The sequence below is a fragment of the Psychrosphaera algicola genome (assembly GCF_028401425.1).
Lineage (GTDB): Bacteria > Pseudomonadota > Gammaproteobacteria > Enterobacterales > Alteromonadaceae > Psychrosphaera > Psychrosphaera algicola.
Genome location: NZ_JAQOMS010000002.1, coordinates 3,608,588 through 3,622,751 on the forward strand (window position 1 = coordinate 3,608,588; position 14,164 = coordinate 3,622,751).

The 14,164-nt window shown below is 40.4% G+C and carries 11 protein-coding genes and 4 pseudogenes; 11 read left to right on the top strand and 4 right to left on the bottom strand.

The window, feature by feature from the left end; all coding sequences use genetic code 11:
- Positions 1-53 precede the first annotated feature (53 nt).
- The 5 genes and pseudogenes from rplU (at position 54) to PN838_RS19805 (ending at position 2,919) form a co-directional block, all read left to right on the top strand.
- Positions 54-365, top strand: coding sequence for a 50S ribosomal protein L21 (rplU, locus tag PN838_RS19785; protein WP_215965274.1), 312 nt, complete (start codon positions 54-56; stop codon positions 363-365).
- A 19-nt stretch (positions 366-384) separates the two neighbouring features.
- On the top strand, positions 385-642 hold the full coding sequence (gene rpmA / locus PN838_RS19790; protein ID WP_215965275.1) for a 50S ribosomal protein L27: 258 nt from the start codon (positions 385-387) through the stop codon (positions 640-642).
- A 144-nt stretch (positions 643-786) separates the two neighbouring features.
- Positions 787-1,945 (top strand): annotated as a pseudogene (gene cgtA, locus PN838_RS19795) (Obg family GTPase CgtA).
- A 19-nt stretch (positions 1,946-1,964) separates the two neighbouring features.
- On the top strand, positions 1,965-2,459 hold the full coding sequence (gene folA / locus PN838_RS19800; protein ID WP_272181730.1) for a type 3 dihydrofolate reductase: 495 nt from the start codon (positions 1,965-1,967) through the stop codon (positions 2,457-2,459).
- An 88-nt stretch (positions 2,460-2,547) separates the two neighbouring features.
- A complete protein-coding gene (locus tag PN838_RS19805; RefSeq protein WP_215965277.1) occupies positions 2,548-2,919 on the top strand; it encodes a DUF3718 domain-containing protein in 372 nt (123 codons plus the stop codon).
- Between the two features lie 33 nt (positions 2,920-2,952).
- Here the strand turns inward: PN838_RS19805 and PN838_RS27895 are convergent, their stop codons facing one another.
- Together PN838_RS27895 and PN838_RS19815 are read right to left on the bottom strand one after the other, a co-directional pair.
- A complete protein-coding gene (locus PN838_RS27895) occupies positions 2,953-3,399 on the bottom strand; it encodes an EAL domain-containing protein (protein ID WP_441295814.1) in 447 nt (148 codons plus the stop codon).
- Positions 3,330-5,453, bottom strand: coding sequence for a diguanylate cyclase (locus PN838_RS19815; RefSeq protein ID WP_272181731.1), 2,124 nt, complete (start codon positions 5,451-5,453; stop codon positions 3,330-3,332). The genes PN838_RS27895 and PN838_RS19815 overlap by 70 nt, the downstream gene beginning before the upstream one ends.
- Before the next feature lie 176 nt (positions 5,454-5,629).
- On the opposite strand from PN838_RS19815, the pseudogene queA reads away from it, so the two are divergent.
- A pseudogene (gene queA, locus PN838_RS19820) lies at positions 5,630-6,688 on the top strand (tRNA preQ1(34) S-adenosylmethionine ribosyltransferase-isomerase QueA).
- Between the two features lie 41 nt (positions 6,689-6,729).
- On the opposite strand, the gene PN838_RS19825 reads toward queA, so the two are convergent.
- On the bottom strand, positions 6,730-6,990 hold the full coding sequence (locus tag PN838_RS19825) for a CBU_0592 family membrane protein (protein ID WP_272181732.1): 261 nt from the start codon (positions 6,988-6,990) through the stop codon (positions 6,730-6,732).
- A 219-nt stretch (positions 6,991-7,209) separates the two neighbouring features.
- On the opposite strand from PN838_RS19825, the pseudogene tgt reads away from it, so the two are divergent.
- From tgt to PN838_RS19850, 5 genes and pseudogenes are all read left to right on the top strand, one after another.
- Positions 7,210-8,344 (top strand): annotated as a pseudogene (gene tgt, locus PN838_RS19830) (tRNA guanosine(34) transglycosylase Tgt).
- Between the two features lie 93 nt (positions 8,345-8,437).
- Positions 8,438-8,773 carry a preprotein translocase subunit YajC gene (gene yajC / locus PN838_RS19835; protein WP_215965282.1) on the top strand — a complete coding sequence of 112 codons (336 nt, stop codon included), beginning with the start codon at positions 8,438-8,440 and terminating at the stop codon, positions 8,771-8,773.
- A gap of 66 nt (positions 8,774-8,839) precedes the next feature.
- A pseudogene (secD, locus tag PN838_RS19840) lies at positions 8,840-10,700 on the top strand (protein translocase subunit SecD).
- A gap of 18 nt (positions 10,701-10,718) precedes the next feature.
- On the top strand, positions 10,719-11,690 hold the full coding sequence (secF, locus tag PN838_RS19845) for a protein translocase subunit SecF (protein ID WP_272181733.1): 972 nt from the start codon (positions 10,719-10,721) through the stop codon (positions 11,688-11,690).
- Between the two features lie 69 nt (positions 11,691-11,759).
- Positions 11,760-12,245 (top strand): YajQ family cyclic di-GMP-binding protein, encoded by a 486-nt coding sequence (locus PN838_RS19850; RefSeq protein ID WP_272181734.1) that lies wholly within the window; start codon positions 11,760-11,762, stop codon positions 12,243-12,245.
- Positions 12,246-12,267: 22 nt separating this feature from the next.
- Here PN838_RS19850 and PN838_RS19855 read toward each other — a convergent pair whose 3' ends face one another.
- The gene (locus PN838_RS19855) at positions 12,268-13,878 is read right to left on the bottom strand and encodes a hybrid sensor histidine kinase/response regulator (protein WP_215965286.1); all 1,611 of its coding nucleotides are present in this window, start codon (positions 13,876-13,878) and stop codon (positions 12,268-12,270) included.
- Positions 13,879-14,164: the final 286 nt, after the last annotated feature.

The window sequence follows — 14,164 nt, forward strand, 5'->3', positions numbered from 1 at the left end:
GCCCTGTTTTACAGATTAAAATTGTGCGAAGAACGCACAGGAGACGGAGTAATATGTACGCGGTATTCCAAAGTGGTGGTAAACAACACCGTGTTGCTGAAGGCCAAACCATTCGTCTTGAGAAACTAGACGTAGAAACTGGTTCTGCAGTCGAGTTTGATCAAGTGTTGTTAGTTGCTAACGGCGACGATGTAAAGGTTGGTGCGCCATTAGTATCTGGTGGTAAAATCACAGCTGAAGTTGTCTCTCACGGTCGTGGTGAGAAAATAAAAATTGTTAAATTTAAGCGTCGTAAACATTCACGTAAACAAGCTGGCCATCGTCAGTGGTTTACAGAAGTGAAAATTACAAGCATTAACGCTTAATTAGTAGAGGAACTATAAAATGGCACATAAAAAGGCTGGTGGTAGTACTCGTAACGGTCGTGATTCAGAAAGCAAACGTTTAGGTGTTAAGCGTTTTGGTGGAGAAACAGTATTAGCCGGTAATATTATCGTTCGTCAACGTGGTACTAAATTCCACGCTGGCACAAACGTTAGTATGGGCCGCGACCACACATTGTTTGCTACTGCAGAAGGTAAAGTTAAGTTTGACGTTAAAGGTCCACTTAACCGTAAATACGTGAGCATTGTTGCTGAATAATATCAGTAACTGTAAAGTATTTTAAAACCCCGCTTATGCGGGGTTTTTATTTCTAATGCATACATACTAGAATAGTGGCAGCTTTACCCATCCCGAGATATAGTGATAGGTAGGCGCTTTAGAACAACAAGAGTTAATTGCGAAATGAAATTTGTAGATGAAGTAGAAATCAAAGTCGACGCTGGTGATGGCGGTAACGGCGCGATCTCGTTCCGTCGTGAAAAATATGTACCTAATGGTGGTCCAGACGGCGGCGATGGTGGCGATGGTGGCGATGTATTTTTACTCGCAGATGAAGGACTCAATACCCTTGTAGATTATCGTTTTGAGCGTTTTCATAAAGCCCAGCGTGGCCAAAATGGCATGGGTAGAAATTGCACAGGTTCACGTGGTGAAGATTGCATATTGTCAGTACCAATCGGTACTCGCGCTCGAGACTTAGACACAGACGAAGTCATTGGTGACTTGACCAAACACGGTCAAAAGTTATTGGTGGCCAAAGGTGGATTCCACGGATTAGGTAATACGCGCTTTAAAAGTAGCGTTAATCGTGCACCTCGACAAAAAACCAATGGTACGCTAAGGTGAAGTTAGAAACCTACAAATGGAACTGTTGTTATTAGCTGACGTAGGTATGTTAGGTTTACCAAACGCTGGTAAATCGACTTTCATCCGGTCAGTTTCAGCAGCTAAACCGAAAGTCGCTGATTATCCATTTACCACACTTATTCCAAATTTAGGTGTTGTCCGTGCGGGTAACTCGTTTGTTGTTGCGGATATACCTGGCCTAATTGAAGGTGCTGCAGATGGCGCTGGCTTAGGGATCCGATTCCTCCGCCATTTAGAACGTTGTCGCGTACTGTTGCATTTAGTCGATATTTTACCTGTTGATGGTTCTGATCCAGTCGACAATGCACGAGTTATCGTTGGTGAATTAGAACAGTACAGCGAAAAACTTGCAGGCAAACCGCGTTGGTTAGTCTTTAACAAGATTGACTTGATGTCAGAAGAAGAAGCAAACGAGCTTTGTAAATCTATCGTAGAACGCTTGGAGTGGGATGGGCCTGTTTACCAGATTTCAGCTTCCACCGGTCAAAATACAAAAGATTTATGCAACGATTTGTCAGACGCGTTAGAAGATATGCCGAGAGAAATTGTTACGGATGAAGATGAGAAAGTTGAATTCCAGTGGCATAGTTACCATGAAGAAGCGTTGGAAGCGGCTGCAAGTGATGCAGATGACGAAGACGATGAAGATTGGAACGAAGATGACTACGATGTTGAAGTCATCTACAAGCCATAATTGAGATTAGGAAAGCCGCGTGACTAAGATTTCATTAATTGCCGCGATGGCCCACGATAGGGTAATAGGCAGAGATAATGACATGCCTTGGCATATGCCTGCCGATTTAAAGCATTTTAAATCGGTAACGCTTGGTAAACCGGTCATTATGGGGCGTCGGACATTTGATTCAATTGGCCGACCACTGCCGGGTAGACAAAATATTGTCGTCACTAGTAATAAAGATTGGACGCATGAAGGGGTCGATGTTGTACATTCACCTGAAGATGCGCTCACTTTGGTTGAAAAAGAAGCTGAAGTAATGATCATTGGGGGTGGTAAAATATACCAACACTATTTATTATTAGCGTCGACCTTGTATCTAACTTTGATCGATTTAACGATTAATGATGGTGATACACAATTCCCAGATTGGGAAACCGTCGGTAGTTGGACGGAAGTGGACAAAGAAAGCCACCTCCCTGACGAGAAGAATAGCTATCCTTATACGTTTGTTACTCTTGTAAAGGATTAGGGGTTTTCCTTAAATTGACAAAACATAGACTTGAATAACAATAATTCTGTGGTAATGTCCTTAATAATAATAAAAAGCGAGAATGTTTATGAAGTTTGTAACAACACTATTGTCTGTTTCTTTGATTTTAGGTGGAATTGCGTTTTCAACTCCAGCCAAGTCTGCAGATATGGCTTCAGTGCTTGCAGGATTTTGCGATAACGTTGCAACTGATAACAAATCACGTGTCCGTAAGAAGTTAAAAGAAGCCGGCGTAAAACTACGCCATATCTATGACGGCATAACTTGTGGCGGAGAGAACTTGGTTCGTTACGCAATGACAAAAAATGCTCAAGGTGCGGGCGAGTTTATCGTTAAACGTATGCCAGCATCACATTTTGCTGATTCAGGTGATTTAGATTGGGCAAATGCCAATGGTCACGGAGATTCAGAGATAGCCAAAGCAATTAAAGACAGATAATTTAAAAATTATTTGGATAAAAAAGCCACTTTATTAAGTGGCTTTTTTATTGTGTGCGAATTGAAAGTCTTTAACGTCATCAAGTTGTAACGGTCGGCTAATGTAATATCCTTGGGCATATCGAACCCCCATTTTCAACAACTCGTCAAAGATATCGGCGTTTTCAACAAACTCCGCGACGGATGTCTTACCTAACGCGGTTGCGACTTCTGCAATAGCACTTACAAGAGTTTTATCAACCGAATTATTGTTCATGTCTTTAACAAAACTACCGTCAATTTTAACAGAGTGTGCCGGCAGTTCTTTCAAATAAGCAAACGTACTAAAGCCCGTACCAAAATCGTCTATGGAAAATTCACAACCTAGCGCGCTTATGGTCTCAATCATCCGCCTTGTGCCACTTACATTAGTTAAGCTGGCTGATTCAGTGAGTTCGAATATAATTCGATGACCATCGACATTGTATTTTTTAGTTTTGATTCAATAAGTGGCGCTAAGCGTTCATCTGAAAAAGCATGTGCAGAAAGGTTAATGGCCACACGGTGTAATTCAGGGTTACTACTCAGGGATTTTAATGCTTGGTTAATCACTTGATGATCGAGAAAACTAATGTCCTCTGCACGTTCAAGCGCAGGAATAAACTCGTTTGGAAAAGTTAACGTATCGCCATGTTGCAGTCTGACCAACGCTTCAAAGTAGGCCACTTTGTTTTCTTCAAGATCCCAAACTGGCTGGAAGTGCAGTATTAAATTGTCATTAATAACAGCATCTTGTAGCCGGTGTACCCATTTCATATTGTCGAATTGCATTGTCGATTCAACGTCATCTTCTGCAAAACAATGAATTTGATTTCGGCCTTTATTCTTGGCCACATACAAAGCGATATCAGCTTGTCGGAGGTATTCAGGCGCTGTGCTGTGGCCGTCTATTTCTGACAGACCAATACTGGCGCTGATTTTATAGGTGTTGTTGGAAAATTGAAAATGGGTATCGGATATTTGCTTACAAATATTATTGCCAATCGTTTTTGCGTTTTCCATTGTTGTACTGGACAACAGGATAACAAATTCATCACCACCAACTCGGCATAAAATGTCTGACTGTCTAAGGCGTTGCGAAAGTATCTGAGACACTTCTCGAAGGACCATATCACCCGTTTGATGACCTTCTGTATCATTAATTACTTTAAAGTGGTCAAGGTCGATGTAGAGCAAACAGTGGCTGTCATCTCCGCGTGACGCAAGGAGTGTCAACCGACTCAGTTGCGTATCAAAGTAATATCGATTATAGAGACCAGTTAACGTGTCGTGTAATGCAAGGTGACTTAATTTTTCTTCTGCTTTTTTACGATCATGAATATTATCAACTGTTGCACTTAAACCTGACGTTACGCCATTTTTAATTATTTTATGCAGCTTAATCTCAACCCACAAATTGTAATTGTAAGCCGTTCTAATTTTGACCTCTTCGGTAGAGGATGTTTGATTCAACTTCAACATGCTGTTGATTTTGGCGGTGAATCTGACAGCGCCTAATTCATCAACTTCAATAAACTCGAGTAAGTTTTTGCCAATACATCGTTCAATCGAAAACCCAGTTAAACTGCGCCAAGTTTTGTTCAGGAATTTTATTTTACCCTCTTTATCTAATTCAATGACAACAGAACTCAAGTTCTCTAGAAGGGTTGTATGCTCGTCAAAAAGGTCGCGAAATTTCCGTTCACTTTGTTCTAGCTGCGATACTTTTTGCGCAAATTGATTATTGCTGATCATAAAGTCATTGCGTCGCGCAGCCCGTTCACAAATATTAAGAACTCGGGAAGGATTTAAAGGGCGGTAGATAAAGTCACTTGCGCCATGGATCATGTAATATTCGGCAACTTCAATATCGTTCCTAGGAACGATAACGACACATGGGATTTCGGGCAGTTCTTGATGTACAGCTTTGATTAATTCTGACGCTGTGTTGTCCGGCAGTGCATTATCAACGATTAGAAAGTCAATGTTTTGTTGGCGGAGAATAGCCAAGCCATCTTTGGCATTTGGAACGGTGAAGGTCTCAAATTTTGAATCTATAAGTAATTCGATTTCCGACGCTAAGCTTTTGTCCGCCATAACATTTAAGGCGGTCATTTTACTACTGATCGGTAATGAGAGAGAAAACGCGTCGGCTAAGATTTCGTTTACTTTAGATGTTTCACTTTTAGTTAATACCGCGTTTATACCAAATGCTTTAGCTGTGGCTTCGGCAATACGTTCACTGTGAGTGTCGGTCAACAATACGATAGGAATTTTACGGTCGCATACATAAATGTCCGATCGAATTAAACTTGATAGACACCAACCATCAACATCACCGATATCAATATCTGAAATGATAAAGTGAAAATTATTATTTTTTAACTTTTCAATTGCACTTGTGCTGTTTTCAACAGTATGGATATCAAACAGTTGTAAACTTCTAATTCGATTACTTAGTTGTACACGATTCTTAGGATCAGATGTAATGAGTAGTAGGGGAAGTTTGCGATCCACGAAATTACAACCTTTATATTACGCGTTCATTTAACGCATCTGTGCCTAAAAGACCTTTACTCTATAAAGAAACGAGAATTTAAACAAGTCGTGAATAAGATAAGTACCACAAGTTGGGGATTTCTATTAAAGACTGGTAGAATATCGCGAATTTTACCAACTATTTGAGGTTAGATGTGCAAGTCGCCGATTTCCATTTTGATTTACCCGAGCAGTTAATTGCCAAAGCACCTAAAAGTGAACGCAGTAGTAGCAAACTAATGGTGTTAGATGGCAATACGGGCGAGGTTAACCACAGGGTATTTTCTGATATCGTGTCGTTGGTAGAACCTATGGTGATTTACTTATCTTTAACAATACTCGTGTTATTCCAGCCCGGATGTATGGCAAAAAGAATCTGGCGGAAAAGTTGAAATTTTAGTTGAACGATTGATTGACGAAGCTTCTGTCTTAGCGCATGTCAGAGCCAGTAAAGCGCCAAAGCCCGGGACGATTCTTATTCTAGAAGAGGACGTTCGGGCAGAAATGATCCAGCGCCACGATGATTTATTTGAATTGCGATTTCTTACAGACTCCACAGTTCTTGAGGTTTTAGAACAAAAAGGGCATATGCCACTGCCACCATATATTGACCGTCCGGACACAGAATCTGATAGAGAACGTTATCAGACGGTTTATAACGAAAAGCTAAGGTGCGGTTGCTGCACCAACGGCTGGTTTGCATTTTACTGAAGGGTTATTAGCGGAATTAGCCGCAAAGGTGTGCAAACTGAGTTTGTTACTTTACATGTAGGCGCTGGAACGTTCCAGTCGATTCGTGTTGATACGGTGACCGACCATAAAATGCATGCTGAATATGCAGATGTGTCGGCAGAGGTTGTTGAAGCAATTCAAAAAACTAAAGCGAATGGAAAACGAGTCATTGCGGTCGGGACAACGTCGGTGAGATCAATAGAATCGGCGGCTTGGAAGTCAGAGATGCAAACGGGGCAATATTCGCAATTAAAACCTCTAACTGGCGAAACCGATATTTTTATTTATCCTGGATATGAATTTAAAATAGTTGATGCGATGGTCACTAATTTTCATTTACCTGAGTCAACCTTGATCATGTTGGTGTCTGCTTTTGCTGGTCAACAACATATTTTGAATGGCTATAACTTAGCGGTTGAAAATGAATACCGATTTTTAGTTACGGTGACGCGATGTTCTTAACTAAAAAAACGGTTCCATAGCTGATGAAAGAAAATGGTAGAGCGGAAAACCGCTTTACCATTTAGACTTGCACTCGGCCTTTTCTAAAATATTTATACAATCCAACCAAAGACGCTGCTATCCAAAACAGTTCAATGACAAAACTCGCTAAGTTAAAATTAATGCAAAGGCTAATCAGCAGCAAGATTGCGCCAACCAAATTAAGCATATTGTAGATCACGCCTTTGGGATCCATTTTATCCAATTGGATCATGAAATAGGCAAGAACAATCGAAAAAGTGCCGCACATACCAATGATGTCGGCAATTATTGAGATAGACATTATGACTCCTAAATCTCTATACAGATTAAAATAATATGGCGCGGTTCCTTGGAGACATGCCCATGCAGCGTGCGCTGACTTCCATTTGGCAGAAGTTGCCATTGTAATTCACCTAGTTGATTATTCAATAGGGATTTTTACTAAGAACTCAGATATAATGCGCGCAATTTTAGAAGACTTAATCAAGCTAAATAGTGCTTGTCATTTTAGAGACCAACGATGAAATTTGAATTGATCAACACCGACGGCAAAGCTCGCCGTGGTAAATTAAAGTTTGATCGCGGTGAGGTAGAAACTCCTGCGTTTATGCCGGTCGGTACTTACGGTACGGTTAAAGGGATGACACCCGACGAATTATTAGAAACCGGTGCTCATATTTGTTTAGGCAATACGTTCCATTTGATGTTACGACTAAGGCACTGAAATTATTCGTAAACACGGCGATTTACACGACTTCATGAATTGGCAAAAACCAATTCTGACAGACTCGGGTGGTTTTCAGGTATTTAGTTTAGGCGATTTGCGCAAGATAACTGAAGCCGGTGTGGAATTCCGTTCACCAATTAACGGTGAAAAAATTATGTTAACGCCAGAACGTTCAATTGAAGTTCAACGCGATTTAGGCGCTGACGTTGTGATGATTTTTGACGAATGTACGCCATATCCAGCGACAGTTGAAGAAGCTAAAACGTCAATGGAATTATCATTACGATGGGCACAACGTTCTAAAGAAGAACACGGTGACAGCAAAGCGGCATTGTTTGGTATCGTGCAAGGTGGCATGTACCCAGACTTACGTGAAGTTTCACTTGCGGGTCTAGAAGAAATAGGTTTTGACGGTTACGCCATTGGTGGATTGTCGGTTGGTGAGCCTAAAGAAGATATGATAAATATCTTAGATACCACGGCTTACAAATTGCCAGAACAAAAGCCTCGTTATTTAATGGGGGTTGGAAAGCCTGAAGATATCGTTGAAGCGGTAAGACGTGGTATAGATATGTTCGACTGCGTAATGCCAACTCGAAATGCTCGTAATGGTCATTTATTTGTTACTGACGGTGTTGTTAAGATCCGTAATGCACGTCATAAAGACGATACGGGCACACTTGATGCTGGGTGTGATTGTTATACCTGTGGTAATTATTCCCGCGCTTATTTACATCACTTAGACAAATGTAACGAAATTTTGGGCGCTCGTTTAAATACGATCCACAACCTTCGTTATTACCAACGATTAATGCAAGGCTTACGTGATGCAATTCAAAACGATCGACTAGATGAATATGTTGCTGAGTTTTACGCATTACGTGATTTACCTGTTCCGCCAATGTCGGATGAAGGGTTAAACAAATAGCTTAAAATTAGTGGACGAGGCATTGTATAAACGCTGTTTCGTCCTTATATAGAATTTCATTGTAAAAATTATTAAAGAGATTAAGGGAAATCCATGAGTTTATTCATTTCTAACGCATATGCCGAAGGCGGCGCTCCAGCTGCAGCTGCTGGACCTGACATGTTGATCATGTTGTTAATTTTCGGTGTGATCTTTTATTTCATGATCTACCGTCCACAGGCTAAACGCGTAAAAGAACATAAAAACCTAGTATCGTCACTTGCAAAAGGCGATGAAGTTTTAACGGCTGGCGGCATGATTGGTAAAATCACTAAAGTTGCTGACGATAAAGACTTCGTTCGTGTTGAACTTGCGGAAGGTATTGAAGTAATGGTTCAAAAAGGCTCAATTAATTCTGTTTTGCCTAAAGGCACAATAAAATCAATTTAGTAGTTGTTAAGTCCGGCTTAGCCGGGCTTTTTCATTTAACGATAATAATTATAAAAGGGTCTTAACGTGTTAAATAAGTATCCACTCTGGAAATACGTCATGGTGGTGTTGGTACTGCTTATCGGCGGGTTGTATTCTGCACCAAATCTCTACGGCGAAGATCCCGCCATCCAAGTATCTGGCGTCCGTGGCGCTGAAGTTAATGCGTTAGTATTAGACACTGTTGTGGCTAAGTTAGATGAAGCCAAAATAGAATATAAAAAATCAGAATTGGCTGAAGGTCGTATTTTAGTTCGACTTAAGCGTGAAGATGATCAATTAAAAGCAAAAGAAGCGATTGGCGATAGTTTAGGCGACGGTTTTGTAGTAGCGTTAAACCTTGCTCCTGCAACACCTGGATGGTTACAGGCCTTTGGTGCTGGTCCACTTAAGCTTGGTCTTGACTTACGTGGTGGTGTGCATTTCCTTATGGAAGTGGACATGAAAGAAGCCATGAATAAAAAATTCACTGAAATGGAAGAAGACTTTAAAGCTGACCTTCGTGAAGAGAAAATTTATTATCGTCGTATAGCGCAAACCGGTTCTGGTGAAGCTGTCCGAGTTCAAATTCGAAAAGCTGAAGAATTAGACGACGCCCGTCGCTTTATCGAGAAAAAATATCCGGATCTTGTCGTTATTGAAGATAGCAAAACAAGTGAACCTGACTTGTTAGTTTCAATGACGGAACAAAAAATCAAAGAAACGCGTAATTACGCGGTTGACCAAAACATTACTATTATTCGTAATCGTGTAAACGAACTCGGCGTAGCTGAACCTTTAGTTCAACGTCAAGGGCAAGAACGAATTGTTGTGCAATTACTAAGGTGTACAAGACACTGCACGTGCGAAAGAAATTTTAGGCGCTACTGCGACATTAGAATTTAAAATGGTTTATCAAGACGGTGATATTGGCGCTGCTATGAACGGCCGTGTTCCACCAAAAGCTAAACTATATGACAGTAAGAAACAGGGACCTGTTTTACTTGAGAAAAAAGTAAGACTTACGGGTGACCACATAGTTGACGCACAAAGTTCATTTGATCAATACGGAATGCCGCAGGTAAGTATTTCATTAGATACAAAAGGCGGCAATAAAATGTCGGCGATGACAAAAGACAACATTGGTAATCCAATGGCTGTTGTGTTCATCGAATACAAGCCAACTGAAGTAAAAGACAAAAATGGCGTTTCGATTCTTAAAAAATATGAAGAAGTTATTAGTGTTGCAACGATTCAAGCGCGTTTAGGTCGTAACTTCGTTATTACCGGTTTGGATTCGTCATCAGAAGCACATAACCTTGCCTTGATGTTACGTGCGGGTGCGCTAATTGCGCCAATTCAAATTGTTGAAGAACGTACGGTTGGTCCAAGTTTAGGTCAAGAAAATATCGATGCTGGTTTTAATGCCGTAATGTTAGGCTTTGGCTTAGTTTTACTGTTTATGCTGGTTTATTACAAAAAGTTTGGTCTTGTTGCAAACGTCGCACTAGCTGCAAACTTAGTTATGATCATCGGTGTAATGTCTATGATCCTAGGCGCAACACTAACCCTTCCTGGTATTGCGGGTATCGTATTAACCGTTGGTATGGCAGTTGACGCCAATGTACTTATATTTGAAAGAATAAGAGAAGAGTTGAAAGATAACCGTAGCCCTCAACAGGCGATTCATCATGGTTATGACAGTGCTTTCTCGACAATTGCCGATGCCAATATCACAACGTTTATTGCTGCGGTTATATTGTTTGCTATAGGTACTGGACCAATTAAAGGCTTTGCGATTACGTTAGCCATTGGTATTGCTACTTCCATGTTTACTGCCATTGTTGGGACACGTGCAATCGTGAACGCAACATGGGGTGGTAAACGAATCGAAAAACTTTCGATATAACTCGGCGAGATTATTAATATGCAACTTTTAAATTTATCAGAAACAGTTAATTTTATGTCGCTTCGCCGCATAACGTCGGCGCTTTCAATCTTATTAATTGTCGCTTCAATCGCGTCATTTGCAACAAAAGGTTTAAACTGGGGACTTGATTTTACCGGTGGTAGCTTAATCGAAGTTTCTTTTGAGCAAAGTGCTGACTTAACAAAAGTCCGTCAAGTTATGGATGAAAACGGCTTTGGTGACGCTACGGTACAAAACTTTGGCTCAAGTCGTGATGTATTAATCCGAATTGCACCAAGATTACATGCTGAGGGCGAATCAGTAGGTGAAAAAATTGACTCTAAAATGATCGGAGATACGATCATGTCAGCGTTAACTGCTATGGACGATACAGCGACAATGCGTCGAATCGAGTTTGTTGGCCCGAGCGTGGGCGGTGAACTTAGAGAACAGGGCGGTTTAGCCATGTTAACGGCGTTATTATGTATCCTAATCTATGTTGCTCTTCGTTTTGAATGGCGATTTGCGTTAGGCTCGGTATCCGCGTTAGGACATGACGTTATTATTACGGTTGGTTTATTTAGTGCCCTAGGTATTGAATTTGACCTAACGGTATTAGCTGCTGTGTTAGCCGTAATCGGTTATTCACTTAACGATACTATTGTTGTATCCGATCGAATCCGAGAAAACTTTCGAAAGATACGTCAAGGTGAAGCAGAAGAAATTATCAATATTTCGTTAACGCAAACGCTTAACCGTACTATGGTTACATCATTTACGACAGCTCTAGTGTTGTTGGCCTTGTTGTTTGTTGGCGGTGAGCTAATTAAAGGCTTTGCCACTGCGTTATTGTTTGGTGTTGTAATTGGTACATATTCATCAATTTATGTTGCGAGCTCTATCGCGCTTGCTTTAGGGATCAGTAAAGAAGACATGATGCCAACAGAAGTTGAAAAAGAAGGTGCTGATCAAGACCAATTAATGCCTTAACAAAATCCGCGTAAATTTGTATTTTGATAAACGGTAAGCTTAGGCTTACCGTTCTTTTTGGAGATTATTATGCCTAGTTTCGATATTGTGTCAGAAATTGATGTAAATGAAGTGCGTCACGCTACTGAAAATGCAACTCGAGAAGTGTCAACACGATTCGATTTTCGTGGGGTTGAGGCCAGCTTTGAATATAAAGACGGCACCGTGAAAATGGTTGGTGAAGGCGATTTTCAGTTAAAGCAAATGTTAGATATTTTGAGAAATAAATGCACCAAGCGCGGATTAGATCCGGCATCAATGGACACCGAAGGGAAAGTCGATATCACCGGTAAAACCTATACACGAGTTATTGGTTTTAAAGAGGGCATTGAACAAGACATGGCTAAAAAGATCGTTAAGTTGATCAAAGAAGACAAACTTAAAGTTCAGGCGTCTATCCAAGGTGATAAAGTCAGAGTGACGGGTAAAAAGCGTGATGATCTGCAACAAGCTATGCAAGTGCTACGAAGCGCAGAGCTGGGGCAACCGCTACAATTTAACAATTTCAGAGACTAGTCGATATTTTACGATCTACGTTTTAGGTAGTCGCTTGGATTAGTAAATTTTGACTAATCGCGTCGACTAATTGGTCAAGAGCAATTGGTTTAGTGAGAAAGCTATCAAATAAGGCTTTCTCTCTACTTGACCTATACACATCTGCGGTAAGTGCTAGGATCGGAATTTTGACTTTGTTCGCTCTTAGCCGGCGAGTGGCTTCTATCCCACTTATTCCCGGTAAATGAATATCCATCAAAACTAAGTCAAAATCAGCATTTGTACCAAAGGTTACAGCCTCTTCGCCAGTCCCTACGATTTTAAACTGCACCGGTATTGCGCCTAACAAGGCTGCAATAACCATTTGATTGACTTTATTATCTTCAACAACAAGTATGTTTGTCGTGTCTGGGATGTTCTTTGTTTGTATATTGCTGGACGAGGGCGTCGGTACATTCTTATAAGGCAGAGACACAGTTACTGTTGTGCCGACTTTGTTTTTACTTTGAACATCGATATGACCATGCATGAGTTCGACTAAGCCCTTAGTAATCGATAGCCCTAAGCCCGAACCTTCATTGTTTTGTGATTGCCCCGTAATTTGCGCAAACTGATTAAATAGGTAAGGGATCTTTTCAGTTTGAATTCCAATACCGCTATCGACGACTTTTAATATCAGTGTCTCATTAAGCACTGATGCACTCACAATGACCTTGGAGTTTGAATGACTAAACTTGATGGCATTGTTTATTATATTAGATAAAACACAACCAAATTTAGCTTCATCAATTGCCACTGTTTTAGGAATATCATTGGCTATTTGGACATCAACTTTAATGCTTTTTTCGTTGGCCTTGATCATTAAGTTATTTACGACAAATTTGATATAGTCAGAAGGGTCAGAATGCGTAATTTCTAGATTTAACACACCAGCATCAATTTTACCGACCTCCAATAAGGCATTCAGTGTTTTTAACATTTGCTTGCCGCTTAAGTCTATTTGCGACAAGTTTTCAGTGACGGCGGGAAATTGCGCTGCGAGTTCGACATTTTTCGTCAACAAGTCGGAAAGGCCAATGATTGCATTCAGAGGGGTTCGCACGTCATGGGAAATATTAGACAAAAACGATTCTTTGTAGCTGTTTGCTAAAATGAGCTTGGTACTTTGTAATTTTAATTCTAGTTGAGACATCACGGACGTTGCCAAAGTAAGCAATGATTTACTTTGCTTTGAACTCAATGTTTTAGGTCGGTCACTGGCAACGCAAATCGTGCCTATATTTAGACCTGATGGGGATTTAAGGGGCGCTCCTGCATAAAATCTAATGTGTGGAGAATTGGTCACGAGTGGGTTGTCAGCAAACCGTTCGTCTAACATAGTGTCACGAACTTCAAATATTTCATCTTGTAAAATTGCATGGGCACAAAACGCTACGTCACGACTTGTGCAGTCTATATCGACACCAATCCGAGATTTATACCATTGTCGCTTTGCATCTACTAAGCTAATCATTGCAATTGGGCATTCACATATTTCAGACGCCAATATTGTTAAGTCATCAAAAGCTTTTTCATGTTCTGTATCAAGTATCCCATAGGAAAATAAGGTCTTCAGACGTTCTTTTTCATTTTTAGGTAAATCAGCAATTTTCATAATAAGTGTACCAAGTAATTGATTACGTCCATTTATTTCCGCCTATCGTGTAAAAATAGCTTGCGAACCGTCAGCATCAATTTTACTCATTGCAGTTGTCTGTTATAAGCGAGCAAGTTACATCGCAAGTTTATTGATATTGCTTATTAACAATATGTTTTTACCCAAGTAAGTTGTAAATATCCCCACCGCTTCGTTTATACATGTACCTTCAATTACGCAAGAAATCCTCTAGCGGTAAAAATTAAAATCGACTCTTAATTAGATTATAGACAGTAAATAAAAT

Coding starts and splice junctions, on each gene's coding strand:
- rplU (WP_215965274.1), top strand. CDS start 54: ATGTACGCGGTATTCCAAAGTGGTGGTAAACAACACCGTGTTGCTGAA.
- rpmA (WP_215965275.1), top strand. CDS start 385: ATGGCACATAAAAAGGCTGGTGGTAGTACTCGTAACGGTCGTGATTCA.
- PN838_RS19805 (WP_215965277.1), top strand. CDS start 2,548: ATGAAGTTTGTAACAACACTATTGTCTGTTTCTTTGATTTTAGGTGGA.
- PN838_RS19825 (WP_272181732.1), bottom strand. CDS start 6,990: ATGTCTATCTCAATAATTGCCGACATCATTGGTATGTGCGGCACTTTT.
- yajC (WP_215965282.1), top strand. CDS start 8,438: ATGAGTTTATTCATTTCTAACGCATATGCCGAAGGCGGCGCTCCAGCT.
- secF (WP_272181733.1), top strand. CDS start 10,719: ATGCAACTTTTAAATTTATCAGAAACAGTTAATTTTATGTCGCTTCGC.
- PN838_RS19850 (WP_272181734.1), top strand. CDS start 11,760: ATGCCTAGTTTCGATATTGTGTCAGAAATTGATGTAAATGAAGTGCGT.
- PN838_RS19855 (WP_215965286.1), bottom strand. CDS start 13,878: ATGAAAATTGCTGATTTACCTAAAAATGAAAAAGAACGTCTGAAGACC.